General features: G+C 57.8%; 17 protein-coding genes. 5 read left to right on the forward strand and 12 right to left on the reverse strand.

Features of this window, described 5'->3' with window-relative positions:
- Window position 1 precedes the first annotated feature (1 nt).
- Genes ACQUQP_RS15495 through ACQUQP_RS15505 form a run of 3 tightly spaced genes read right to left on the reverse strand, consistent with a single transcriptional unit; the run spans window position 2 to window position 5,637 of the window.
- Complete coding sequence (locus tag ACQUQP_RS15495) at window positions 2-3,430, reverse strand: SbcC/MukB-like Walker B domain-containing protein (RefSeq protein ID WP_432695930.1); 3,429 nt, start codon at window positions 3,428-3,430, stop codon at window positions 2-4.
- Window positions 3,417-4,214, reverse strand: coding sequence for a DUF4194 domain-containing protein (locus ACQUQP_RS15500; protein ID WP_432695931.1), 798 nt, complete (start codon window positions 4,212-4,214; stop codon window positions 3,417-3,419). The genes ACQUQP_RS15495 and ACQUQP_RS15500 overlap by 14 nt, the downstream gene beginning before the upstream one ends.
- On the reverse strand, window positions 4,204-5,637 hold the full coding sequence (locus tag ACQUQP_RS15505) for a Wadjet anti-phage system protein JetA family protein (RefSeq protein ID WP_432695932.1): 1,434 nt from the start codon (window positions 5,635-5,637) through the stop codon (window positions 4,204-4,206). Before ACQUQP_RS15505 ends, ACQUQP_RS15500 begins: the two co-directional genes overlap by 11 nt.
- A 258-nt stretch (window positions 5,638-5,895) precedes the next feature.
- On the opposite strand from ACQUQP_RS15505, the gene ACQUQP_RS15510 reads away from it, so the two are divergent.
- The 5 genes from ACQUQP_RS15510 (at window position 5,896) to ACQUQP_RS15530 (ending at window position 10,112) form a co-directional block, all read left to right on the forward strand.
- Window positions 5,896-6,648, forward strand: a complete 753-nt coding sequence (locus tag ACQUQP_RS15510) for a TOBE domain-containing protein (RefSeq protein ID WP_432695933.1) — start codon at window positions 5,896-5,898, stop codon at window positions 6,646-6,648.
- A gap of 48 nt (window positions 6,649-6,696) precedes the next feature.
- A complete protein-coding gene (gene modA, locus ACQUQP_RS15515) occupies window positions 6,697-7,455 on the forward strand; it encodes a molybdate ABC transporter substrate-binding protein (protein WP_432695934.1) in 759 nt (252 codons plus the stop codon).
- Between the two features lie 38 nt (window positions 7,456-7,493).
- A complete protein-coding gene (modB, locus tag ACQUQP_RS15520) occupies window positions 7,494-8,156 on the forward strand; it encodes a molybdate ABC transporter permease subunit (RefSeq protein ID WP_432695935.1) in 663 nt (220 codons plus the stop codon).
- Window positions 8,156-9,298 (forward strand): molybdenum ABC transporter ATP-binding protein, encoded by a 1,143-nt coding sequence (gene modC / locus ACQUQP_RS15525; RefSeq protein ID WP_432695936.1) that lies wholly within the window; start codon window positions 8,156-8,158, stop codon window positions 9,296-9,298. Before modB ends, modC begins: the two co-directional genes overlap by 1 nt.
- A gap of 268 nt (window positions 9,299-9,566) precedes the next feature.
- Window positions 9,567-10,112 carry a flavodoxin gene (locus ACQUQP_RS15530; protein WP_432695937.1) on the forward strand — a complete coding sequence of 182 codons (546 nt, stop codon included), beginning with the start codon at window positions 9,567-9,569 and terminating at the stop codon, window positions 10,110-10,112.
- A 520-nt stretch (window positions 10,113-10,632) separates the two neighbouring features.
- On the opposite strand, the gene ACQUQP_RS15535 is transcribed toward ACQUQP_RS15530, so the two are convergent.
- The 9 genes from ACQUQP_RS15535 to ACQUQP_RS15575 all read right to left on the reverse strand — a co-directional run bounded on the left by ACQUQP_RS15535 (window position 10,633) and on the right by ACQUQP_RS15575 (window position 24,119).
- Window positions 10,633-12,222: a phospholipase D family protein gene (locus ACQUQP_RS15535; RefSeq protein ID WP_432695938.1), complete on the reverse strand. Its 1,590-nt coding sequence runs from the start codon at window positions 12,220-12,222 to the stop codon at window positions 10,633-10,635.
- 44 nt (window positions 12,223-12,266) lie between these two features.
- Entirely contained in the window at window positions 12,267-13,487 is a 1,221-nt protein-coding gene (locus tag ACQUQP_RS15540; RefSeq protein WP_432695939.1) for a BamA/TamA family outer membrane protein, read from the reverse strand.
- Between the two features lie 193 nt (window positions 13,488-13,680).
- Complete coding sequence (locus ACQUQP_RS15545) at window positions 13,681-14,622, reverse strand: SphA family protein (protein WP_432695940.1); 942 nt, start codon at window positions 14,620-14,622, stop codon at window positions 13,681-13,683.
- Window positions 14,622-16,031 carry an META domain-containing protein gene (locus tag ACQUQP_RS15550; RefSeq protein ID WP_432695941.1) on the reverse strand — a complete coding sequence of 470 codons (1,410 nt, stop codon included), beginning with the start codon at window positions 16,029-16,031 and terminating at the stop codon, window positions 14,622-14,624. The genes ACQUQP_RS15545 and ACQUQP_RS15550 overlap by 1 nt, the downstream gene beginning before the upstream one ends.
- Before the next feature lie 70 nt (window positions 16,032-16,101).
- On the reverse strand, window positions 16,102-18,402 hold the full coding sequence (locus ACQUQP_RS15555; RefSeq protein ID WP_432695942.1) for a multiheme c-type cytochrome: 2,301 nt from the start codon (window positions 18,400-18,402) through the stop codon (window positions 16,102-16,104).
- A 98-nt stretch (window positions 18,403-18,500) separates the two neighbouring features.
- On the reverse strand, window positions 18,501-20,060 hold the full coding sequence (locus tag ACQUQP_RS15560; RefSeq protein WP_432695943.1) for an arylsulfatase: 1,560 nt from the start codon (window positions 20,058-20,060) through the stop codon (window positions 18,501-18,503).
- A gap of 73 nt (window positions 20,061-20,133) precedes the next feature.
- Complete coding sequence (locus ACQUQP_RS15565) at window positions 20,134-20,976, reverse strand: hypothetical protein (protein ID WP_432695944.1); 843 nt, start codon at window positions 20,974-20,976, stop codon at window positions 20,134-20,136.
- Between the two features lie 613 nt (window positions 20,977-21,589).
- Window positions 21,590-23,113, reverse strand: coding sequence for an AAA family ATPase (locus ACQUQP_RS15570; RefSeq protein ID WP_432695945.1), 1,524 nt, complete (start codon window positions 23,111-23,113; stop codon window positions 21,590-21,592).
- An 82-nt stretch (window positions 23,114-23,195) separates the two neighbouring features.
- Window positions 23,196-24,119 (reverse strand): DMT family transporter, encoded by a 924-nt coding sequence (locus tag ACQUQP_RS15575; RefSeq protein ID WP_432695946.1) that lies wholly within the window; start codon window positions 24,117-24,119, stop codon window positions 23,196-23,198.
- Window positions 24,120-24,132: the final 13 nt, after the last annotated feature.

Consider the following 24,132-nt stretch of genomic DNA (forward strand, 5'->3'; position numbering starts at 1 on the left):
CTTACACCAGCTCGGCGTCGCTCTCCTCAAGCTCTTCACGCGGCATCAGTTTGTAGGGATGATCCGATGCCAGCAACTCCTTGCCTCTATCGGTCGGGAACTCCACATCCACATCCACGACGCGGCCATCACGGCAGACGTTAATGATGGTATCCATGCAGGATGACAGTAGTGAGTACTTCTCATCCGGCGCGGCGATAATCGTCTGCAGCCCCAGATCGGACATGAAACCGAGCGAGGTAACGGTGTTCTCGGAGTCGAGCTTGTTGAACGCCTCGTCGAACACCGACAGGCTGAAACCACCCACCGGCCGGCCATCGCCGCCCTCCTTGAGGCGGTAAGTAGCGCCGAGGGCCGCCGCCATTGCCACGTAGAAGGGTACCTGGTGCTCACCACCGGAACCGGTCTTGATACGCTGGGTCAGGGTGGTTTTGCGGTTGCCCTGCAGATCCTTGACGACCAGCTCGAAATTGTAGAAGTTGCGGTAATCCTGCAACAGGCTACTTTCGCCCTCATCCTTGAGTACGTCATGGATACGGGCCAGCGCATCGCGGTGGCCGCTGTCATTCTCGTTCTTGAGATCGAACAGAGAGCCCACGTTGGCCTGATCCATACGGGTATAGGCCTCGACCAGCTCGAGGATATCCTTGAGCTCCGGGTTGGGGCTCATCTCGAAGCTGTACATCTCCTTGTGGAACGGACGGTTCTTCAGGTGGCTGTTCAGCTCGCGGATCAGGTCACGGATCTTGTTGATCTGGTCATTCAGGTGCGCGACAAAGTCGGAGCGGAACGCGGTTTCCGCTTCCAGGCGGGCACGCTCGGCTTTCTTGGCGTACTCGGCCAGCTCCGATTCACGCAGCGCAGCGACGGTGTTGTCGACGAAGGTTTCCAGATCCTCGTGGGTGGAATCCGGCCCGATCTTGTCCAGCTCCTGATGGCTCATGCCACCGCCGTGGTAAGTCGCCTTGTATTGCGCCACGGCGTCACGCACGCCGTTTTTCTTCTTCTCGTGCAGCTGCAGTTCGGCCTGGGCCTTCTTCGCCGCTTCGAAGATGATGCGATCCAGCTCACCACCGCAGGACTCATCGAGGTAATCACGCTTCTCCTGCGCCGCCTGGGCATCGAAGTTGCGGTTTTCCTCACAACGGGTACGGGACTGGGCGTGATCGACCAGATCCTTTTCCAGCACTTCCAGGGAAGCGTTGTCCTTGATGATACTGGTGCGCACTTTCTGCAACTTGTCCATCAGCGCTTTCTGGCGGGCTTCCATCGCCTTGTGATGCTCGGCAAGCTCGACGATACGCGCCTGGATACCGGAATCATCATGGTTGCGCAGATCGTGGATCGCCTGCTCAAAGCCCTGGATCTCGCCACCGAGCTGTGCACGCTGGTTGCACAGGTCGTAGACAGGCTCATTAGCGCTTACCAGACCACTGGCCAGGCTGATCAGCGAGTCGCGCAGTTTCTCCAGGGACTCGTGCTTTTTACCCAGGGAGGCAAACTCGGCGATCAGTTCGTCCACCTGCTTGCCCTGCAGCGCCAGTTGATCACCGCGACGGCGGATACCCATGATCGGGCTCAGCTCGTTGATGGAGGTGGTGGAACCTTCGCTCTGCAGCATGCAGTCATAGGTCAGCGCGCGTTCCTGCCTGAGCAGTTCCTGCTCGGTTTCCACGGCGATGACGCCACCGAGCGCCCGGTTCATGTAAGCACGGGCGTGGTCATCATCGGTATCGATAAACTCCGCCAGCGAGCCAGGCTTGCTGCGGCGCAGCCAGTCATCGCTCTTGGTGGTGTTGATAATACGGCAGCCCTTGAGGTGACGACCCTTGCGACGGTAAAGCGTGATCGCTTCCTTGACCCGGTCCGGTGCTACCACCAGCGCCTCTCGACGGGCGCCGAGGAAGGATTCGACAGCGATACGCCACTTGTCATCATTGATATCCACCAGCTCGCAGATCGGGGTGGATTTGATGCCGTACTCTTCCAGCAGCTCCATCAGTTCACGGGTGTTGTGGCGGATCGGCGCACGCCCCTGCTGCAGCTGTTCAACCGCGCTTTTCTGGCTCTGGATGGTCGAGCGCAGCTCGTTCAGGCGGATCACCGACTCTTCGTAGCGGCGTGACACCGCCTTGCGTACCGGGTCGATATTGTTGCGTAGCTGCTCGACGGTGGCATCCACCTCCACCGGCGACGCCGGCCAGGCATCGGCGAGTACATTTTCACCGGAGCGCCACAGCTCCACCGACTGAGCGACAACCGGACGGAACTCATCCGGCAACATGTCGATATGGTCCGAGAAGCCTACGGTGGTGCGCAACAGGCCATAGACTTTCTGGATCCGGTCGTTGACCACGTTCAGCTCGTGCTGATGGGCACGAATGGAGGATTCCAGTGCGTTGATCTGGTGGGCGGAGTCGGAGGTGTTCAACTCGGCACGGGCGTTGGCCAGATCCTGAATCGCCTGGTTCAGCGCCTCGCTGGTCTGCGACAGCTCGGTCTGCAGTTTTTCCTCTTTTTCCTGTGAGTCTTCAAGACGCTCGGCGGCGTCCTCTTTCTTCAGGTCGGCCTGCTCAAAGCGGGACTCGTGCACCACCCACTCGTACTCGACGGAGTTACGCAGGTTGCGGGCGATGCCGTTACACATCTCCTGGACCTTCTCCAGTTCGGTGATACGGTTGGCGACCTCCTGGGTCTTCTGCTCCATGACCCGGTATTCATCCAGCGACTTGCGGAACGCACCGACGTGGACGATGTTCTCATCGAGAACGAACTCGCGCACGAAGCGGGTCGGGCTGTCGATCGGCACAAACTTCAATGCGTTCTTGAAGTTTTTGACAAACTTGTCGTCATCGTTGGGCATCTGCGGATCATGGCTGAGATGGCTGACCATATCCTTGACGAAACGTGCCGCACGCTTTTCCAGAATCATTTCCGGGCACTGTTTCATCAGGCTGTCGCGCACCTCGGTCCAGGCCTTCGGCATACGGCCGTTGCCCTGCTTTACGGTAAAGTCATCGAGGGTGACGGAGAAGTTCGGCAGGATAAAACGGCCGAGAATCTCTTCATCCGGGCTTGCGGTAGAGGCGCTGATGGCGATACCGACACAGGTCTCCTGCGCGGTTTCGGTATCGAAAAAACTCATCGCCAGGTAGGTGATGGAATCCTCGCGGGCACTGTTTTTCTTGCCCTGGTCATCGAGGAAGCCAAGACAGTAGGTACGCAGCGAACGCTCGCTCTTTTCACCGGCGGAGGCGTTGAAGCTCAGGTGGCGCTTGTGACCGCCCATCAACACAGTCTGCATCGCATCTAGCAACGAGGACTTGCCCGAGCCGTTGGGCCCGACAATCGCCACATTACCCTTGATCGGAATCTCCATGGCCCCCAGCACATACCAGTTGACCAGCACCATGCGGTTAAGCTGTTTCATCGCTGCGCTCCGTGGTTGAGACGTCAGTAGATTCGTCGGTGGATTCTTCGGTAGCGTCTTCGCTCGTGTCGTTTACCGACTCAGCCTGAACCTCTGGCTCAGACGCAGCCGGCTCAGCCGTTTCAGCCTGGACCCGATCTTCGGCACGCCGGTTATGCTCTTCCTGCTCTTCCTCGATAAAGGCATCAGCCTCGTCTCGATTCTCGATGTCGCAGAGCGCTTCGAGCTGGCCGATGTAATCCTCGACCACCACCTGGCGGATCGTCGGATTGATACGGATCGGGATATTCTTGGGCGCGGTTTCTTCCGGCTTGCCGCGCTCGATCACACCATGGCGGGTAAACAGGGAGAGGATCTCCTTGAGACGGGTCTCGTTGGGAATCTCCTTGCCGGTCAGGTTATCGTACAACCGCAGCATTTCGTCGGAGCTGGTGAACGCCTTGCCATCCTCAACCTCGAACGCTTCGAGCTTGGCCTCGTACTGCTGACGCAGGCAGAGCAGCAGCAGCGACTCGTCCAGGCGCAGGCGCAGCACGCGCTCCTCGCCCTGGGGCAGGATGCCGAGATACGCCTCATCCGGCTGGTAGATCAGGCTCCAGCCGATGGCGTCGAACAGGTTGCGGAAATACTCCACATTGCCGGCCACCAGGAAGTAGTGCTCCCGGTGGGACGGGCGGTCCGCATACAGAAACTGACTGGTCAGCAACTGGTTGGCGGCTCGAACGAAATCGTCCGCCTGGTGCTGATCGTTGCGGGAAACGACTTTTTGCAGATCACCTAGCATTATGGGTTCCGGTATTCCTGTGAATCACGAAGCCACGACACTCGACCATATCGGCCACGTTGACGTAGCGGTCCTCAAACTTGATCTGGTAGCGCTCGGTAGTTTTGCGCGCTTTTTTGCCCAGCGAATTCAGATGGCGCACATAGCTGAAGCAGATGTAATCCTCGATGCTGTCGATGCGGAACTCGGTGGCGTTGAGCTCGCTGCGACCGGCAAACTGCTCTTCCAGATACGCCTCGATGCGATCCACCTTGACCTCGCGGCGCTCTTTCCACTCCTTGAACAGCTGACGCAGCTCCAGCACCTTGGGATCGATTTCCGCCTGGGTAATGATGCGCGGCTTGGTTTCGATACGGCGGCGGATCGGCGAGCGCACGCTGGACGGCGACAGAAAACCGACCTCATCCAGGGTGGAGAGCACTGGAATCTCCGCGTTCTCTTTCTTGGCCAGCTCGGCGATCACGCGGGACAGGCGCGCAGCCATGCCCGGGGTGGTCTTGTCCATATAGCGGACCGTATCTGCAACACGCTTCTCCAGCTGGTAGCGGAAGTCATCGATCGCCGCCAGGCGCTGATCCACCGATTCAAAGATGCGGATGATGCGGTTGATATGCTGCTGCACCAGCGCGTCGGCCTCGTCGGCCGAGAGCTCGTACTGCATCTGGTAGTGCTCACTGAGCTGATCCACCTTGAGCGGGTCAAACTGCAGGTCGCGCATCATCGCCAGGATCTTGCGGCGGAAGCGGAACGGGTTGTTCTTGGTCTTCAGCGTTTTGTAATCGGAGACCAGAATATGCTCAACGAAGCGGTCGAAGAAGCCGCGCACCACCTCCTGCGGCGAAGAACTGCCGGACAGCGTAATCTTCAGCTCTCGCAGACCCAGCAGCATATCGGTCAGGTGGGCGCTGAAATCCGCCGCGGTCTGTGCCGCCTCGGCCAGGGTAATACCGCGGCCTTCCGGGTCCGCAATGGCCGATTCCAGCGAGCTCAGCACGTTCAGCACGGCACCACCATAGCTGCGCTTTTCCAGCCGCGCGATGGAGGTCAGCGAGCGCAGCAGATAGCTGTTAGCCGGTGACAGCAACACATAGGTGCGGTAGATCCGCTGCTCCTCTTCGAGCCAGCCGGTCTGTACCAGCCGGCGGTAGATCCGGTTGGTGTAATCGGCACTGGAGAGCGGAATATCGTTCTCGTTTTCGTCATCCCCTTCGGCGGCCCAGCGACGCACACCATAGCGCACCACGGCATTCTCGATGGTGGAACGCACCAGGTCTTTTGGAATAAACGGATCGATCAGATCCTCATCGAAAAACAGATCCGCCAGCTCCAGCAGCACCACTTCATAGATATGGCGGTTCTGACCCGAGAGCGGCAGAAAAATATCATCCGGTAGCTTGTTGAACAGCACTGAAATCGGGTCCATTCGCTTAACGTATAAGAGATCGATTCTAACGGAAAAGCGGTCGCGGGATAAGGGCGAAGGTCCATTGGAAAGCTATCCACCGACAACCGCTTTTGCCCTGTCACAGAAACGACATTGTGTCGATTCCTACATTTTTTACATAACGACATCTGGCAAACCCTCTGATATTTTCTATTTTTAATTCATAGCCTTAGATAAATGGCACAGAAACCGCTCTTACCCGGTAACAGGCATTATTTACATAACGGTAGCCAAGTCATGACTCATCCAAGCCAATTACTTGAACAGTTCGCTGCCGAGCTTGAGCGTCGCGGCCGGCTTGAAAAACGCCTGCGACTGCTTGATGCCATTCACAACACCGGATCTCTCAGCGCCGCGGCGGGACTGACAGGTGTCAGCTACAAGACCGCCTGGAACCATATCCGTGAGATGAACCAGCACTGCAAAAGTCCGGTGCTGGACACTCAGACCGGCGGCGTTCAGGGCGGCGGCAGCCGGCTAAGCGAAACCGGCAAGGCGCTTGCCAGCCTGCTGCGGATTCAACGCACCGGCAGTCAGCACCGGCTGGCCGAAAAAGTCCCGGCGCTGCGCTTCAGTGCGCGCAATCAGCTGCCCGCCCGTATCAAAAGCATCGATACCAGCGGGGTCATCGCCCGCGTCGAACTGTCACTGGGCCCCGTACAGATGCGCTGCCATATCACCAGCAGCAGCATCGAGCGACTGCAGCTGGCCCCGGGCTCCGGCGTCTACGCCATCATCAAGGCCAGCACCATCCAGCTGATGCCCGACGACCAACCGCCCCCCAGTAGCGGCAGCAACTGCCTGGCGGCGCGGATCAGCCGCAGCAACAGCAGCAGTCACGGCCGCGAACTGGAGCTTAGCCTGGCTGACGGGCTGACCCTGGCACTGGCGCGACCCTTCGATCTGAACGAGGACGCCTGGATCTTTCAGAACGCCCGGGTGTACGCACTGATTGAACCGGAAGAGATCATGCTGGCGACCAGCGCCTGAGCGCGCCCGTTTAGGCTTTTGTTTTTACAACCATGAAAGGAATCCAGAATGAAACGGATCGACACCATACTGGCGGCAACCTCTCTCCTGCTGCTCTCATCGCTGAACAGCCAGGTCCAGGCCGGCGAAGTTCAGGCCGCCGTGGCCGCCAATTTCACCGCTGCTGCCAAGGAGATTGCCGTTGAGTTTGAAAAGGATACCGGGCATGAGGTGAAGCTGAGTTTCGCTTCCACCGGCAAGCTGTACGCGCAGATCCTCAACGGCGCACCTTTCGACGTGTTCTTCGCCGCCGATGCCGCCCGCCCGCAGAAACTGGTCGATTCCGGCGATGCGGTAGCGGATAGCCTGTTCACCTACGCCGTGGGCCAGCTGGTGCTCTGGAGTGCCGATGACACCCTGGTTGATAACCAGGGCGGGGTTCTCAGGGAGGGCGCACTGGAGCGGATCGCCATCGCCAACCCGAAAACCGCACCCTACGGTGCCGCGGCCGTTGAAGCCCTGACCGCCCTGGGCCTCTGGGACGCTATAGAAGCCACCACCGTACGCGGTGACAGCATCGCCCAGACCTATCAGATGGCATATACCGGCGCCGTGCCTGCCGCCCTGGTGGCACGGGCGCAGATCGCCCTGGATGACAGCGGTTCAAGTTGGGTGATTCCCGAGGAGCTTTACAGCCCCATCCGTCAGCAGGCGGTGCTGCTCACTGAAAGTATCGATAACGAGGCGGCTCAAGCCTGGATCGATTACCTCCAGGAGGATAAGGCCCGGGGCATCATCGAGCGTTACGGCTACGGCCTGGAGCAGTAACCCACCCATAAATCCGCGACGGCAACGGAGTAGTGAGAATGACCGAAGCGATTCTGCTGACTATCAAACTGGCAGGTATTACCACCCTGATCCTGCTGCTGATCGGCAGCCCACTGGCCTGGTGGCTGGCTCACAACCGCACCTGGTACAAGGAGATCATCAATGCGATGGTGGCCCTGCCGCTGGTGCTGCCACCCACCGTACTGGGCTTCTACCTGCTGCTGGCCATGTCGCCACAGAATGCTTTCGGTGGTTTTCTTAAAGACAACTTCGATATCACCCTGCCCTTTACCTTCGAAGGGCTGGTGATCGGCTCGGTGATCTACTCCTTACCCTTTGTGGTGCAGCCGATCCGCAACGCCTTCGAGGCGATCGGCCAGGCACCGATGGAGGTGGCCGCAACCCTGCGCGCCTCGCCGCTGGACCGCTTCCTGACCGTGGCCCTGCCGCTGGCAAGGCCCGGCTTTCTCAGCGGCGCCGTGCTCGGCTTTGCCCACACGGTAGGTGAGTTCGGCGTGGTGCTGATGATCGGCGGTAACCTACCGGGCGAGACCAAGGTGCTTTCCATCGCCATCTACGACCATGTGGAATCCCTGGAGTGGACCGAAGCGCACATACTCTCCGGCGGTATGCTGGTGAGCTCCTTCCTGCTGATATTCCTGATGATTCTGATCGAAAAACGCTGGGGGAGGCTGAACTGATGTCCACCTTGAACGCACGCTTTAACGGCAATATCGGCAGCTTCCGGCTTAACCTGGAGTTCACCATTCCCGCACGGGGCGTCACCGCCCTGTTCGGCCCCTCGGGCTGCGGCAAGACCACTCTGCTCAGGTGTATCGCGGGACTGAACCGCCTGCCCGGCGCGGAGCTGTCGCTGGATGGCGAAATCTGGCAGCAAGGGCGCACCTTCGTGCCCACCCACAAACGCCCTATCGGCTATGTATTCCAGGAGCCGGGACTCTTTCCTCACCTGAGTGTGCGCAAAAATCTGACCTACGGCATGAAGCGCGCCGGGGTCAACAGCCGCGACTCGCAACACCTGCAGGAACTGACCGCCCTGATGGGGATAGAGCATCTGCTGGAACGTGGTGTCACCGCCCTGTCCGGCGGTGAAAAGCAGCGCGTCGCCATCGCCCGCGCCCTGCTGATGCGCCCCCGCCTGCTTCTGATGGACGAGCCGCTATCGGCACTGGACCAGGATAACAAGAACGAAATCATGCCCTATCTCGAGCAACTGCACTCGCAGCTGGAGATACCGGTGATCTACGTCACCCACGACCGCCGCGAGGTGGAGCGGCTGGCGGATCAACTGTTGCTGCTGCGTAAAGGCGAGTTGATCGCCCAGGGCGAGATCGGCGAAATCCTGACCAACCCGGATCTACCCTTCGGCCGCTCCCAGGATGCGGTGACCGTGCTCGATGGCCGGGTACGCCATTACGACGCCCGCTACGGCCTGAGTACACTGCAGATCGACGGCGGCACGCTGGAGGTTCCCGACACCCTGGGCCCCACCGGCGTCTACAAACGCCTGCGGATCGCCTCCACCGATGTCAGCCTGGCCTTGAGCACGGATCAACCCAGCACCATTCTTAACCGGCTGCCGGCGGTGATCTGGAAAATTCTGCCCACCGACGGTCCAAGCCTCAATGTGCTGCTGCGTATCGGCAATATGGGCGAAGGCAGCGCTCTGCTGGCCAGTGTGACGCGTAAATCGGTGGAACAGATGGGCCTCAAGCCCGGCCAGAACGTCTATGCCCAGATCAAAGGCGCATCGCTACTGGGCTCCAGTACTACCAACAAACCGCGTCAGCAGCAGATGACGCCGTTGATCACCTGCGAGTGATAAAATCACGGCCTGCAAACAGCGACACTCCCGCCGGCCTGGATGTAGCAAAGCGGACAGAACCTCCCCGATGGGAGCTGTTCGTTTTGCGACAACCTCAGCTTTCCGCCTCCGATAAGCACATCAGAGCCCCCGAGATTCAACCCTTTGCGCCATTTCCGGCCACTGGTACGAAATTCGCAGCCAGCCTGTAACAACACCTGTTAAAACATCCCCGCCCCGCCGGGATCGCTGAATTGTTGAAGCTGATGACCTGAAGGAGAACATCATGGCACGTATCGGACTGTTCTTTGGTACCGACACCGGCAAAACCCGCAAGGTTGCCAAAATGATCAAGAAGAAGTTTGACGATGAGACCATGGCCAAGCCACTCAACGTCAACCGCGCGGATCCCGACGAATTCGCCAGTTACGAATTCCTGATCCTCGCCACACCGACACTGGGCGAAGGCCTGCTGCCGGGCGTTTCCGCTGACATGGAAGAGGAAAGCTGGGAAGAGTTTCTGCCGAAAATCGACGACAAGGACTTTGCCGGCAAGACCATCGCACTGATCGGACTGGGCGACCAGGAAGGCTACCCGGACGAGTTTGTCGATGCACTCGGCGAGCTGCACGGATTCTTCTCTGAGCGCGGCGCCAGCCTGGTCGGCAGCTGGCCAACCGAGGGTTACGAATTCAACCACTCTGAAGCCGTTGGCGACGACGGTAACTTTGTCGGTCTGGCTCTGGATCTGGACAATCAGTCCAACCTGACCGAAGAGCGTCTGAACACCTGGCTTTCCCAGATCGCCTCGCCGTTCGACCTCAACCTCTGAGCTGGCGTACCAGCTCACATCATCACGTTCCCTATTGTCTGGCGCACTTCGGTGCGCCTTTTTTTTATCGCTCATAAACCACCTCCTATGGAGGTGGTGATCGTCTAATAGAGGCTAGGCCTTCTTTGTGCCTTGGTGAAGACTGGGCTCGATGTCTCATGGCTGCCTGAGCGCAGCAATCCATCCCCTTTGGCGCAGCCGAGCATCGCAGGCGGAAAGAGAGACAAGGGACAGGCTGTTTGCGGCGTAGCCGAGTTTCCTGTCCCGCTCTTTCAGGCGAGAAGCACAGGGTAGTCGGCGTAGCCGACCAAGCCATAGGGGCGGTTTGGGATTGCAAAGGGACTTGTCCGTACAAGTCCCTTTGCTCGGCAGCAGCCGAAACCGGCCTCGAAAAGGAAGCGGATAGGGGTGATCCCGGCATTAGTCGGTAGGTCTACCCAGGCTCCCTTATAGGGAGCTTCATGCAAAGCCACCTGCTATGCAGGTGGCTTTTTACTGCTCCACGCAGCGGATCACGGGATCAGAGCTGAGACTCCACCGGGAACAGGCCGATAAACCCGGACAGAAAACGCTCCCAGAAGCTGGTATTGGGATCCCGATCAAAGGAGTGCGCTTCACCATCTTCATAGGTGAGCCAGACAAGGTCCTCATCTTCGTCCAGCGCCAGCAGGTAGCTGCTGGCCGGCGACAATCCCAGCTCCATGAACTCCTTGAGCTGCCGGTTGACCTCTTCACTCTCGATATAGAGCCCAAGCTCAGTGTTGATAAGCGCAGAGCGCGGATCCAGGTTGAAACTGCCGATGAACACCGAACTGGAATCAAACGCAAACGCCTTGGTATGCAGTGCCGCCTTGGATTCGCCCAGGGTGAACAGCGCCGGGTCGCTCATGCTTTCATCGGACTCGGTCTTCAGCTCATGCAACTCCACCCCTGCTTCCAGCAGATCCTTGCGGTATTTGGCATAACCGGCGTGGGCAGCCAACACATCATTGGTGGAAAGCGAGTTGGTGAGGATACGTACTTTCACTCCCTTGTCGCTAAGCTCCTTCAACCGGGCCACCCCTATATCGGTGGGTACAAAGTAGGCCGACTCGATAAAAAGAGCGGAATCCAGATTAGACAGCTTGTTATTCAGCCGGCTGATAATGTTGCTGCCATCGGGCTTTTCCAGCAGACGTTCCGGGTTGTCATGAACGACCATACCCCTGGCCCAGGAAAGACTGTCCAGAATGCTGTCCAGCTCGGATTTCAACGCTTCGATGTTGGCTTCGAGTGGATAGGGGTAATCGATCGTCGCGATGTTAGCGCGCAGGCTGGCAACCTGCTGCTTCAGTTCATCAGCACCGGAGGCCTCTTCAACCAGCTCGTTGACCGGCACCGCCCAGCTTCCGTTCCAGAAGCTGTCGAATGTCCTCGACACCTCCGGAACGATAGGCCCGGCAGCAAACACATCCAGGTCACGGAAATTGGACTCTTCATCCACATTAAAATAATGGTCGCCCACATTGCGGCCACCGACGATGCCCAGGGTATTGTCCATCACCAGAATCTTGTTATGCATACGGTGATTGGCACGTTTGAAGTCGGTGGCGAAATCCCAGAGATGAAAACCCCGGTTCTCAAACGGGTTGAACAGGCGAATCTCGATATTGGGGTGCGCATCCAGAGCCGCCAGGATCAAATCGCGACCGGCGTCGTTGTTATCGTCTATCAGCACCCGTACCCGGACGCCGCGATCAGCGGCACGCACCAGGCGCTCGGCGAGGATTTTCCCGGTGGCATCGGAGGACCAGATATAGTACTGCAGATCGAGCGTCTGCCTGGCCAGATCGACCAGCGCCAGCCTGGCGGTAAACGCCGCCTGCCCCTCCCGGACCAGGGTAAAGCCGGACTTGCCGGGATGTTCGTTGGCCGCCTCCTGGATAAAGGCAAAGGCTTTCGTGGAACGGTAATCGATCAGTGCGGAGCTTTCAGGTCGATCGACTTGAACACTGGTCGCACTGCTGGCACAGCCGGCCAGCATAAATAGCAGACATGCGGCAAGCGCCACCGGCTGCCAACCGGACCGCCCCGGGAATCTGACACCCTCGCGCACTGTTGTTATCTTCATCTGTCGCTCCCTTTCAAATCCCCAAAGTCAGTGTTCAGATGCTGCTAGAACATCTCCCCAACTCTTATGTAGATGCCGGTATCCTCAGAGGTTTTCGCCAGATCCAGACTCAGGTTGAGCGTCGAACCCTCTGACGCCCGGTACCTGACACCGACACCGTAGCCAAGACCGGCTTCACCACTCAGCAGGCCGGACACCGAGTCGTTGACCGTGCCGCCATCAACGAAGCTGACAAAGCCCCAACGGGGGCGGAACTGGTAGCGAAGCTCTGTCCTGGCCATAAAGGTGTAATCATCGATAAAGCGGCCGCTCTCATAACCGCGGATGGCGAGGTTGGGCATATCGAAAAATGGCACATCACCGCTACTGCCCTTGAGCTCACCATTGGCGGCCAGCACCAGTTTCGGCCCCAGACTGAAATAGTGGCTGAGCGACAGGCCGTGTTTGCGATAGTCGTAATCACTGCCCCAGGTTTCACCGTAATCAGAGATCGACGCGGTAAAATAGGTACCGCTCTTCGGGTAGAGGCTGTCATCCCGGCTATCGTATGAAAGATCCAGCCCCAGGGCTGCAATACTGATGCTGCGTCCCACATCCGGAAACACCGGTGCCAGCTCGCTCAGCCGGAAGGACACGGTGCCATCGGTGTAGAGAAAATTAGGCCCGAAATACCAGTGCTCGGTATGCGGAATGCGAGCCTGCACCCCCAGGTACAGCACATTCATATCGATGCTGTAGCTGAGCGGGTGTTCTGTCAGCAGGCCAGTGTCGCCAACACCGAAGTAATTCAGGTTGAGCTTGCCTTTACCCAGGGCCGCCATGGTTCTGAGCCGCCCCTGAAACAGATAGTCTTTGTGGAAGGCGCCGATCACGTAGCTGTTGTTATCGGTATAGAGCCCGCCGACCCCGGTAATCGCTGGCTCGCCATCCGGATTATCCTCCTTGGGTGGGTGCATATAGAGCACCACGGGCTGTAGTCCGGTTCCCAAGGTTGGGCTGGCCTTGGGGATCGGCGCTACCACCCAGCTGCCACCGCTTGTCAGGTTTACACTGTCCTTGCTGGTGGCATTACTTTGCGTGAACTCTCCAACCGTTTGCGATGCGGCCCAGAGTGTTGACGAAAACGTAACGCCCGCCAACCCCAGCCCAAACTGCCTGAGGAGGGTATTCAGCGTGTTGGGCAAATTTTTGCCCAGTGAAAGTCTGGCCAGTGCTCTTACGGCGCCGGCCATTGGAAAGAGCCTTACGGCCTGAATCTTTTTCAAACTATTCATCTGCTCAGGTTTGTACGAACACACCGGGAAAAGGATCATTTAACGCGTCTTTACGCCCAAAACGTGAAAACGCAGTTCACCGCTCCCAGTGTGCCACCAAACTCGCCCGTCTGATACTTGCTCAGGAGGGGTAAAAACCAGGGCTCCACACTCTGCGGAGCCTCTGGCCAGGGGCGTTGCGTGTTTAGAACTGGTAGACGAGCTTCGCCCAGAGGTAATCCCCTTCAAGACGGCGCTCCACATCCATTTCCGGCAACCAGCGCAGCTCAAACACCAGAGAGTCGGTAGCGGTGGGCTTCAGGTAGGTCAGCACCGGACCCACCCCCAGGGTTTTGCCTTCAAAGTCGCCCAGGTTGGCTCCCTTGCCGCTGTCACCGGTGATCTGGTCGTAATAGAAAGCGTTGGCACCCACACCGATCAGGCCGGAGCCCGCCGGAAACAGTTTTTGCACGCTGCCCTCCACATGCCAGACGGTGCCGCTTTTGTAATTGGTATCGTCGTTCTCGGTGTTAATCGCAAAACCGGTATGCACGGCCCAGTTCAGCAAACTTGGCCCCGAATAGGACACACCGACGGTCGGGTCGAAGGTCCAGTAGTTTTTACCGGGGTTGGCCAGACGCCCCTGCTCGTAGTCGCCGGTGGGCGCGTAGACGGGCAAAACGGCGTTGAACTGGTAGGCATCCTTCTGCCAGGCCATCATCAGAGGCATAAAGGTGATATCCCCCAACCCGTCGGCCTGGTCGGTACGGCGGACGGTTCGGCCGCCGGCGCTCACCGTCGCCGTTACCTCCATGTCCACGTAGGGGACAAGAGCACCGACGCTGTACCAGGCTCCGAGCACCTTCTCTTCAAAGGTGTAGAAACCGCCAAACAGCAGCGCGTCACTCTCCGCCTCCAGATCGGTACTGAGCAGACCGCCCGCCAGGGTGGTGCCCACATCCCCTTGGTAGTTCAGATAGGCGACCTCAAACACCTTGCCGGGCTTGTTGGGCGGAAGGTCGATAATCGTGGCCAGAGCTCCCGGCACGTAATGGCCGGCACCGCCCTCTTCGGCATAAACACTTGAAGTACCCTGCACAGCGATGAGCCCTGCAGCAACAGCAGTCGTCAGGAGTTTCATATTCATTATTCACTCGCCTCTTTCGAGAGGGCCGAAGCTCTCATGATTACGTAGCCGGTCTCATCCATCAGGAAAAGCCAGCCTTCTGGACTGATATGCCATTGCTGCACCCGACCCAGGACAGCGAGAAAACGATGCTCCTGCTCCATCAGCGAGTCGATACAGGCGCGGCGGGTCGAGGCCAGCGCGCCAAAGGAGAGATCCTCACCTTCGATGCTGTACTGGCCGGTGAAGCGGTTGCAGCTGGAGTTGCCGGCGACCCCGCCGTCCGCAGCGAAATCGATAGCGGCCGGGCTGTTATCGACGACACCACGACCGTCGATATATTCGACCTGCCAGCGATGCCCCAGCAACTCGGCCTGGGCCGGATCAATCGGCTGCACCGGATACACGCTGTTCCAGTCTTCCTTCATATCGACCAGCACCCAACCTTTGTCATCGGCATCATCAAGGCCCCGATTCAGGCTACCCACCAGCGATTTTCGGTCATAGGCCCACTCGCGTGACGGATCGGTGTGGTGCAGCAGCAGTCCCAGACTCGGGTTATCGCCTGAGGTCACCCAGTCCAGCATCTGGTAATCACCATCGGAGTTACCAAAGGCCAGCACGGGGCGCGTGCCGATATATTGATGGATACCCACCGGCTTACCGGACTTGTCATCGATAAAGTTGATTTCAGGCTGTTTTATGATGACGGGCCTGCCATCCCGGATTTCATAGGTCGCTTTAATACTGGAACCAACCACCTGATCCGCGGGAATGCCGTAAACCTCCTCGGAAAAATTACGGATAAAATCGATACCACCGCCGGAGACGATAAACGTCTTGAAGCCGCTCTCTCTTAAATAGGCCAGCAGCTCCAGCATCGGCTGAAACACCATTTCGGTAAAACGCTTGCCAGTACTGCCATGACGCGCCGTTGCCAACCATTGACGGGCCACCTGGTTGAACTCTTCGGTGGTAAGTCCGGAGTGCGTGGCCGCAACCACCTCAAGCACGCCCTCTTCACCATAGGCGGCGATCTTGTCCACATCACCCGCCAGATATGCGGCAAAGGGCTCGGTGGTTTTCCATTCGGGGTGTTCGGGTGCCAGGGCTTTCAGGCGATCCAGGGCGAAGTAAAACTGGAAGTAGAGCGGCTTTTCCGACCAGAGCGTGCCGTCATTATCAAACGTGGCGATACGTTTGGCCGGTGGCAGAAACTGTCCCGATTCCGGGTCGGTGACCTTATCGACAAATTCGATGATCGATGCTTTCGCAACGCCGCTGTTCCAGGACGGCAGCGGGTCAGCAGACGCCGCGTAGGCAGGCGCTGCGGCACCGATCGCCAGCGCCAGCAGCGCTCCTTTTAGCACCGTCGACTCAACACCCGGGAGTTTTCTGGTTAAAGCAGCCAGGGTTATGCATCCTTTCATATCAAGCACCTTTCAGTTTGTTTACCGGTTCTGTTGCATCAGAGAAGCGATGAGCAGATCGATAGCGTTGCTATTGGCGTCCCATTTGCTGTTGGTAGATGCGCACTTTTTCGCTGTTACCGAGCTTGGTGTTTATCGACACCAGAGCAGACAGGATCTCAACGCTGCCTGGATAAGACGCAAGTCCTTTTTCCAGAACGCTGAGTGCCTGTTCACTCTGGCCGATGGAATCTAGCGCAACGCCGTAGACGTAAATATAGCGTGCTGGAGAGTTGGGCGACTGCGCCGCCAGCGCCAGGTGTTCCAGCGCCTTGTCCATCTGCTTGTCACGTACATAGGAGAGCCCCAGTGCATGCTGGACAACCGCTGTTTCACGCACGCGGCCCAGAGCCTCGGTAAGCACCTGCCTGGCACGCACCTCATCGCCCTGGTTACGATAGAGCTCGGCTAGATTCACATGAGCGGGCAGGTAGTGCGGCGCCTTGACTATCGCCTTTTGGTAATACTCCTCGGCACCGGTCGTCAGCCCCTGGCGCGCGTAGAAATTGGCCAGATTGGTAAGTGACCCAGGTCGATCGGCGTTAAACAGGTTGGAATGCACGAAATCATCCAGGCCGGTTTCGTAACGTGTTCTCACCTCTTCGGGATATTGGTTCAGCGGCAACCCGACCATGGACTGCGCCGCCAGCCCACGGGTTATACGACTGTCGTCGTACAGCAGTGGCACGGTAAAAATCGGCCGGTACTGAGTGGGTATACGCTCCGCCGCCGATGACAGCCCCAGCCCCAGTAATGGCTCATCGCTCTGCGCTACCATCTGCAGCACCTGCGCAGACTGCTGTGACAGATAGTCCGGCAGCATCGTTGCCGCCGTGGCGCGGACGATTTCCGGCTGGGTTTTGTCCAGAATCAACCTGGATAGCAGCGCTTCGGCATGGGGACTGCCCATACGCCCCGCCGCCAACCCGTAGGCATAGTGGGTCTGATCAGGCTCACCGAACTTATCACTCAAGATTTTGGCCGCCCACTCGTTGGATTTGTCGTTATGGCAGTCGGTACAAACATTGGGTACACCGATACTGGCAGAAAGGTCCGGACGCGGAACACGGAAACTGTGATCACGGCGGGAGTCATTACCCATAAAGGTTTTAGCCGGCATATGGCAGTTCCTGCAGCTGGCACCTTCGGAGCCAGGCTCGTGCATATGGTGGGACTCGGTATCGAACTTGCTCGGCAAGTGACACTGGGCACAAACCTGATCGCCGTCGGCACGCAGCTTCAGGCTGTGCGGCTGGTGGCAGTCGGTACAGGTCACACCGGCCTGGTACATCTTGCTCTGCACAAAGGAGCCGTAGACATAGACCTCGCCGTTGACCTGACCATCGGCATGATAAAGCTGCGGATCATCCAGCAGGCTGACCTGGAAGTGATCCAGCAACGGATCGCCGGGGCGGGCGCCGGGGTGCGCCGTTGAGCGGCGCGAATGGCAGGTGGCGCAGGTCTCGATCTCTTTCTGCGTGGTTCTTGGCTTGTTGCGCTCGGCAATGCCGATTTCCGGATTGATGGTCCAGGCAACGTCTTCGCGTTCATCGAAGCTGACCGGGAATCCCTGGTTGGGGATAGAGGCTTTCAGCTCATCATTTTTCGCCCAGCGCAGATGCTCGGAGCCCGGGCCGTGACAGGCCTCGCAACTGACATCGATTTCACTCCAGGTGGTGTCGAACGTATCGCTTTTCAGCTGGTAGTTTTTCTGCAGGTTGGTGGAGTGGCAGTCGGCGCACATGTAGTTCCAGTTCTGGTAAAGACCGGTCCAGTGCAGTTCATCGTCAGCGGTGATCTTTTCGTCAGGGTAGAGGTGGAACCACTTCTGCCCACCCTCTTCGGCGGTGCGGGTATCCCAGACAATATTCAGCGCCTGAAGCCGCCCACCGGGAAACTCAATCAGGTACTGCTGCAGGGGGTAGACGCCAAAGGTGTAAGCGATGGGATACTCGGTCAACCGGCCGTCCGGGCCGTCGGTCTTGACGTAAAACGTATCGTTGCGCTTATAGAATTCGGAGGTAATGCCAAAATAATCAAAACGGGTATCGTTGAAATCACCCAATACTGTTTCATCAGTCGCCGGCTGCATCGCCAGATCGTGGTAGGAACCTGTCCAGTCCTCGTGCTCCTGCTCATGGCATTGGGCGCAGGTATCGCCACCAACATAGGTGGCGTTTTTTATCGCTTCGGTCGCTTCCGACTCGAGCACTGAATCTTCGCTGTCAGCAGTTTGTTCACTGGCTACTGCATTGCCTATCCCTGTCTGACTCAAACCTGCACTCAGCAGCAGGGAGAGAAAAAATCCATTTAACCAGTTTTTTCTTTTCATTAACGACTCAATCTACTGCTTGTGGCGAATAAAGAGGAACAGACCCGCCCGCTCCCGGCTCGGGTCTGTTCTTTAGCCAGCTTACTGGCTGCGATCGATCACCGGCTCATTGCCTGCTGATTGATCATTGTGCTTACAGCATCCACCGAGGTGGACATGCTTTTCTGACTCGGCGGGAAATCCTTGAAGGTCTGCACGAACTCGGCGATCTGTTTACCGGCAGGGCCAAGGATCCAGGTGCGGTTTTCCGCCCACTCATCATAACCGCGGGATTCAACGAAGCGCTCGAACGGGTCCAGCTTCAGGTTGATGATGTAGGGGCTTGTCATCCCTTCCTGAGTCGCGCGGAACCACTCTTCCTGATCGGTAAAGATCAGCTTCCAGTCACCCCAGCGCATACCGTGGAAGGTGGTTTCGGTGAAGTAGTAGAAGTCCTTACGCTTGGTTTTGCCGTTATTCAGCAACAGGTCGCTCTGGTCATAGCCATCCAGGTGAACCTTGTAGTTTTTGCCGCCGATCTTCTTGCCATCGAGGAGATCTTCCTTGAGATCTTTCTCGCCCAGCCAGGACATCAGTGTCGGCATCCAGTCTTCCATGGTCATGAATTCACCGGTGGCAACGCCCGCCGGAATATGTCCATCCCACTTAACAACCATCGGCACGCGGAAGCCACCTTCCCAGCCACCAACACCTTTCTCGCCGTGGAACGGCTGGTTACCGCCGTCCGGCCAGGAGTTGGAGGCTGCACCGTTATCGGTGGAGAACATGACGATGGTGTTTTCAGCTACGCCCAGGTCATCCAGCAGACCCAGCAGCTCACCCACATCATCGTCCATCTCTTTCATGCCATCAGCATAGAGGCCATAGCCGGTAACACCGTCATACTCTGGGCCCAGGTTGGTCTGGTAGTGCATACGGGTGGTGTTGTGCCAGACGAAAAACGGAGTGTCCGCTTCTACGGCATCGGTGATAAAGCGCTTGGACTGTTCGAGAACATCCTGATCCAGGTGACGCTGAACCTCCTTGCCAAACGGCCCCAGGTCCTCGATCTCCTGGCCACCATCCGGCAGCGCCTTGGAGTGAACAATGCCACGCAGAGTCAGCCCAAACTTTTCCTGGGTTTCCTTATCCTTGGGGTAGTCATACTGCTCTTCATACTCACCGGCATTGAGGTGATAAAGGATGCCGTAAAACTCATCGAAGCCGTGGTTAGTCGGCAGGTGCTCGTCCCGGTCACCCAAGTGGTTTTTGCCAAACTGGCCGGTGGTGTAGCCCTGCGCCTTGAGCATTTCAGCCAGGGTCGGATCGGATTCCTGAATCCCCTCTTTCGCCCCCGGCAGGCCCACGGTGCTAAGGCCGGTTCGCATCGGATACTGTCCAAGCAGGAAGGCCGCACGACCAGCGGTGCAGGATGCCTGGGCGTAGTGATCCATAAAGATCATGCCGTCATCGGCAATGCTGTCGATGTTCGGCGTGGAGCCGCCCATCATGCCGCGGTGATAGGCACTGATGTTCCACATGCCGACATCATCGCCCCAGATCACAAGGATATTGGGCTTTTCACTCTCTTCGGCCGCCTGCACCAAAGGTGCCGCCGCAAGGCCAGTAGCAACCAGTGCCACTGAGCAAAGCCGTTTCAGGTTGGTTAGGGTTTTCATGGATCCTCCGTGAATATCTCAACTCACTTGCTACATAAAGCCGCGAGACTGCTTGCTTCGTGGCAAAAAAATCCTATTTAGGGAACAGCAGGGTGAATACGAAGCGAAGCCCCCAGTCCGGGCCGTTATCCGGGCCCGCCAGGTAGGCCTTGGCACCACCGCCGACACTGACCGTTTGATTACCCAGCTGCATCACCTTAGTGACCATCAGGTTCATCGGCACCGATTCCTGCTCCGTCTCCCAGTTGTAGGTCGCTTCCAGGTTAAGCGCATAGGTCAACCCGCCGCCGGCACCGTAATTAACAAAGGGCTGCACGAAGGTTGCGCTGACATCGGCACGGTCGTCTTCACCGGCAAAGCTTTCCAGGTGGTTAGCCAGGGTGCCGTAAGTCCAGGGGCCGTGCTGATAGAGCACTACGCCGGTGGGGCCCGCCGCCCACTTTTCGGAGCCAAGGCTGTCGTTACTGGCGGTGGGTACCATGATCACCGGGCCCACACCCCAGATCAGGCCATTGGCTGTGGGCTCTTTAGGTGAGAAGAAGAAACTCTGTACCAGGTCACCGGTGCCGTACTGGCTCAGGCCGTCATCGTCGACATAATCCTCCTGGTACACCAGCGGCATAATGCTGCGGGAGATCAGGTTCCAGTCGTCATTGAGGCTAAAAGGGATAACCGGCTGGATATTCAGCGTGGAACGGAAACCATCATCATCAATGCCGCCGCCATAATCGAAGTTAAACTGGAAAGGCACACTGATCAGGTTAGAGACCGGGTTCGCCAGCTTTTTCGCCAGCTCATCGGCACTTTGCGCAAATACCGCTGAGGGTAATAGCGCCAGAGACAATAGGGTCAGGATTCTGGCAGATCCATTTATCACCCCGCCATCAACAGCTCTTTTTCCTTTAAACATATTCATATATTCCATCACCCTTCCTGTTTAACAGCCCGCTTCCCGTTGCGGAATAATATCCCTGAACACCCAGGTTAAAAGACTGCCATTTATTTCCTTAGATAAAGAACTATTTAAAAGCAGACTATTCCCTCTGTCTTTAACCCCGCAGGGTAGCCAGCCAACTGACCAGGCACAGGAAATAGCATAGATAAGAAAACGGGTCGCGGCCATTCGCCAACGACACAGAAAGGGAGCATCCCGATGGCAGCCAGGCGAGCACCTGGGGCCCTGCTGGAAACCGGGAGAAATGACGCAAGGCGCAGCTCATCCTGAACTCGCCTGTTTGCGGGGGTCTCGCGTACAGCCATAGATGACTCCTTTCATCAAAACGTCGTCAACCTGAAAAGTGGCTTTCATATACCCTTTTCATTGCCAGCGACACCCACTGCCTGCCCCATTATGTAAGGACAGCGCGAATTATAAAGCCCTGATCCGATTTATTGTCAAAACTTTTCTCTGAGAGCCTGAGCAGCCAAACCGGTGTTTTACCCATACGAGAGACGCGGCTGATAGGTATACAGCTTTCACGACACCCGAAAATAACCACCTTAAACATGCGGACAATTTAGGTAATTCGTTAATCAACAGAGACAGTTCTACCCTCAGCCCAGCGACGCAGTGCCGCCACAGACTCCGCACGAACGACGGATAAAGGCTGGGTATTGCCTAACTCACGGAATATATGGGCGGTATTCAGCGGCTCCCCCAGGGAATGAGCCCAGTAACCTGCGGACACTATCGCCTGTTCGATCTCCGCACCGGAAAACCCCTCAGCCTGTTCGGACAAACGCTCCAGCTCAAACTGCTCCGGCCGGTAGTCGCGCTTTTGCAGATGGGCGACAAAAATCTGTTCGCGGGCATCCAGGCCCGGAAGATCCACGAAGTAGATCTCGTCCAGCCGCCCCTTGCGCAGCAGTTCCGGCGGCAGCTTCTCGATATCGTTGGCGGTAGCGACCACAAAAACCCGGCGGCGGTTTTCCGCCATCCAGGTCAGCAGTGTGCCCAGCACCCGGCTGGAGGTGCCCGACTCATCCTGACCCGAGCTGATCCCTTTTTCGATCTCGTCCATCCAGAGTACGCAGGGCTCCAGCATCTCGGCGGACTTCAGCGCGTCACGCAGATTCTTTTCGGTTTCGCCGATGTACTTGTTAAACAGGGCGCCAAAATCCAGCTTCAGCAGCGGCACCCCCCAAACTCCGGCGATCGCCTTGGCGGCCAGGCTCTTGCCGCAGCCCTGAACGCCGATCAGCATTACCCCCTTGGGCAGATCGAATCCGTTCTGCTTGTTCGCACCGACAAAAAATGGCTTGCGCAGCTCCAGCCAGGATTTCAGTTTTTTAAAGCCCCCCACCTGGGCAAAATCCCCAAGATCGAAGCTGTAGCTGATGGCACCGCCGCGGGAGAGCATGCGGTACTTGGCATCCATCACCGCCTTGATATCACTGTGGGTGATAGCACCATCGTCATGGATGGCACCGCGAATAAAACGGCGCGCATCGTCCTCGGTCAGGCCGATCAGGTTGCGGATCAGCAGATCCACCGCCTGAGGATCGCCTTTAAGCTTCTCATTGGAGCTCAACGACCAGGCCCGCGCCTCCTTTTTGACCAGCGCGGTGATCTCTTCGGTGGAGGGCATCGCCAGTTCGAAGTGCGTGCACATCCGCTCGATTTCAGCGGGCACCTCAAAGCTGTGGCTGACAAACACCAATACGGTGTTGTTGACGAAATACTGCTGGGCGATCTCCTTGACCAGCCGCAGAATCATCGGGTTGTTCAGATAGCCATGAAAATCCGGCAATAGCAGCACACAATCCTTCAGCTGCTCCCTGGCTTTTTTCAGCATCTCCAGCGGATCGGTCAGATCCGCCTCTTCGGCCCGCCCCCGGCTAGCGTCGATGCCCTCGACCTGCCAATTGGAAGAGTCGCTGCCGCCATAAAGATCGAGCCCGTCGGCAGCACTCCAGATTTTCAGGCTGCCCAACGAACTGTCCTCGAAGGTTGCCTTGCGCAGCAGCTCGACGACGCGGCGCTCGTCGTGGGTTTCGATCACCACAATGGGGAAAGGGTCTTTCAGCTTAAGCTTCAGGTTGTGCAGATCCATCCGGCCAGGTCACTTTATCGCTTGGTGAGTGCCGCTAATCTTCGTCCATTTCCCCGCAGCTTGTCACGTCCTGATCGGCGCCTCAGGGCCTGGGCTTGAATATCAACTGTTTCATCCAGCCATATCCGTTCACCAGCAGGATTCCCGCAAGCACCAGAAGTGCACCCAAGAGAAAGTTCGGCTCAATCGGTTCATCAAGAATCAGGCTGCCCAACACCACACCGAACAGCGGTGTCATAAAGCCCAGCACACCGATGCGTGACGCCTGATAATGCCGGATCAGCCAGAACCAGACCATGAACGCGGCGAAAGCCACGATAACCGACTGGAAGCCGAGGCTCGCGAACGCACGCGGTGTCGGGTTAAAGCCCCACTGGCCGGTCAGACCAGCGGCCAGCGTCAGCAGTACAAAGGCGACCAGGAGTTGATAGAGCAGCGTCTGCCGAACCGAGTTATGTGCCAACCGGGAGGAGCGGATCACCACCGTGGTCAGCGCCCAGGAGAGGCCGGCCATGACCGCGAGAAAATCGCCCAGCAGCATATCGGGTGCGGCCACACTATTTTCTGGATTGCCAAGAAACGCCAGCGCAATGCCGCCGAACGCCAGCAGAATGCCAACCCACTGGGCAGCTGCCATGCGCTCTTCCCTGACCCGAAAGTGGAGAATCAGCGCTGCAAATATCGGCGCGGTATTAAGGAAAACCACCGCATGGGAGGCTGTGGTATAGCGCACGGCCTCGCCGAGGAACAGATACTCGAAGGAAAAAAGCACACCCACGACCAGCCCCTGGCGCCAGTTTCGCCCGCCCAGGTCCAGCGGCTCGCGGGTCCACTTCATGTAGCAGGCGACCAGACAGCCGGCGATACCCGAGCGCAGCGCCAGCATCAACACCGGGGCCACATCCTGCCCTGCGATCTTCAGCACCACCTGCTGCATCCCCAGGCACAGACAGAAGAGCAGCATCAGCCCCATCGCCTGACCATCTATTGACCTGCGCGTATCCATCCTATCCCCGATC

Source organism: Marinobacterium sp. YM272, assembly GCF_050908845.1.
In the GTDB taxonomy this organism is placed as follows: Bacteria; Pseudomonadota; Gammaproteobacteria; order Pseudomonadales; family Balneatricaceae; genus Marinobacterium_D.

What these genes read in the sequence shown, in the direction of transcription:
- ACQUQP_RS15495 (WP_432695930.1), bottom strand. Translation starts at nt 3,430, where the DNA reads ATGAAACAGCTTAACCGCATGGTGCTGGTCAACTGGTATGTGCTGGGG.
- ACQUQP_RS15500 (WP_432695931.1), bottom strand. Translation starts at nt 4,214, where the DNA reads ATGCTAGGTGATCTGCAAAAAGTCGTTTCCCGCAACGATCAGCACCAG.
- ACQUQP_RS15505 (WP_432695932.1), bottom strand. Translation starts at nt 5,637, where the DNA reads ATGGACCCGATTTCAGTGCTGTTCAACAAGCTACCGGATGATATTTTT.
- ACQUQP_RS15510 (WP_432695933.1), top strand. Translation starts at nt 5,896, where the DNA reads ATGACTCATCCAAGCCAATTACTTGAACAGTTCGCTGCCGAGCTTGAG.
- modA (WP_432695934.1), top strand. Translation starts at nt 6,697, where the DNA reads ATGAAACGGATCGACACCATACTGGCGGCAACCTCTCTCCTGCTGCTC.
- modB (WP_432695935.1), top strand. Translation starts at nt 7,494, where the DNA reads ATGACCGAAGCGATTCTGCTGACTATCAAACTGGCAGGTATTACCACC.
- modC (WP_432695936.1), top strand. Translation starts at nt 8,156, where the DNA reads ATGTCCACCTTGAACGCACGCTTTAACGGCAATATCGGCAGCTTCCGG.
- ACQUQP_RS15530 (WP_432695937.1), top strand. Translation starts at nt 9,567, where the DNA reads ATGGCACGTATCGGACTGTTCTTTGGTACCGACACCGGCAAAACCCGC.
- ACQUQP_RS15535 (WP_432695938.1), bottom strand. Translation starts at nt 12,222, where the DNA reads ATGAAGATAACAACAGTGCGCGAGGGTGTCAGATTCCCGGGGCGGTCC.
- ACQUQP_RS15545 (WP_432695940.1), bottom strand. Translation starts at nt 14,622, where the DNA reads ATGAATATGAAACTCCTGACGACTGCTGTTGCTGCAGGGCTCATCGCT.
- ACQUQP_RS15550 (WP_432695941.1), bottom strand. Translation starts at nt 16,031, where the DNA reads ATGAAAGGATGCATAACCCTGGCTGCTTTAACCAGAAAACTCCCGGGT.
- ACQUQP_RS15555 (WP_432695942.1), bottom strand. Translation starts at nt 18,402, where the DNA reads ATGAAAAGAAAAAACTGGTTAAATGGATTTTTTCTCTCCCTGCTGCTG.
- ACQUQP_RS15560 (WP_432695943.1), bottom strand. Translation starts at nt 20,060, where the DNA reads ATGAAAACCCTAACCAACCTGAAACGGCTTTGCTCAGTGGCACTGGTT.
- ACQUQP_RS15565 (WP_432695944.1), bottom strand. Translation starts at nt 20,976, where the DNA reads ATGAATATGTTTAAAGGAAAAAGAGCTGTTGATGGCGGGGTGATAAAT.
- ACQUQP_RS15570 (WP_432695945.1), bottom strand. Translation starts at nt 23,113, where the DNA reads ATGGATCTGCACAACCTGAAGCTTAAGCTGAAAGACCCTTTCCCCATT.
- ACQUQP_RS15575 (WP_432695946.1), bottom strand. Translation starts at nt 24,119, where the DNA reads ATGGATACGCGCAGGTCAATAGATGGTCAGGCGATGGGGCTGATGCTG.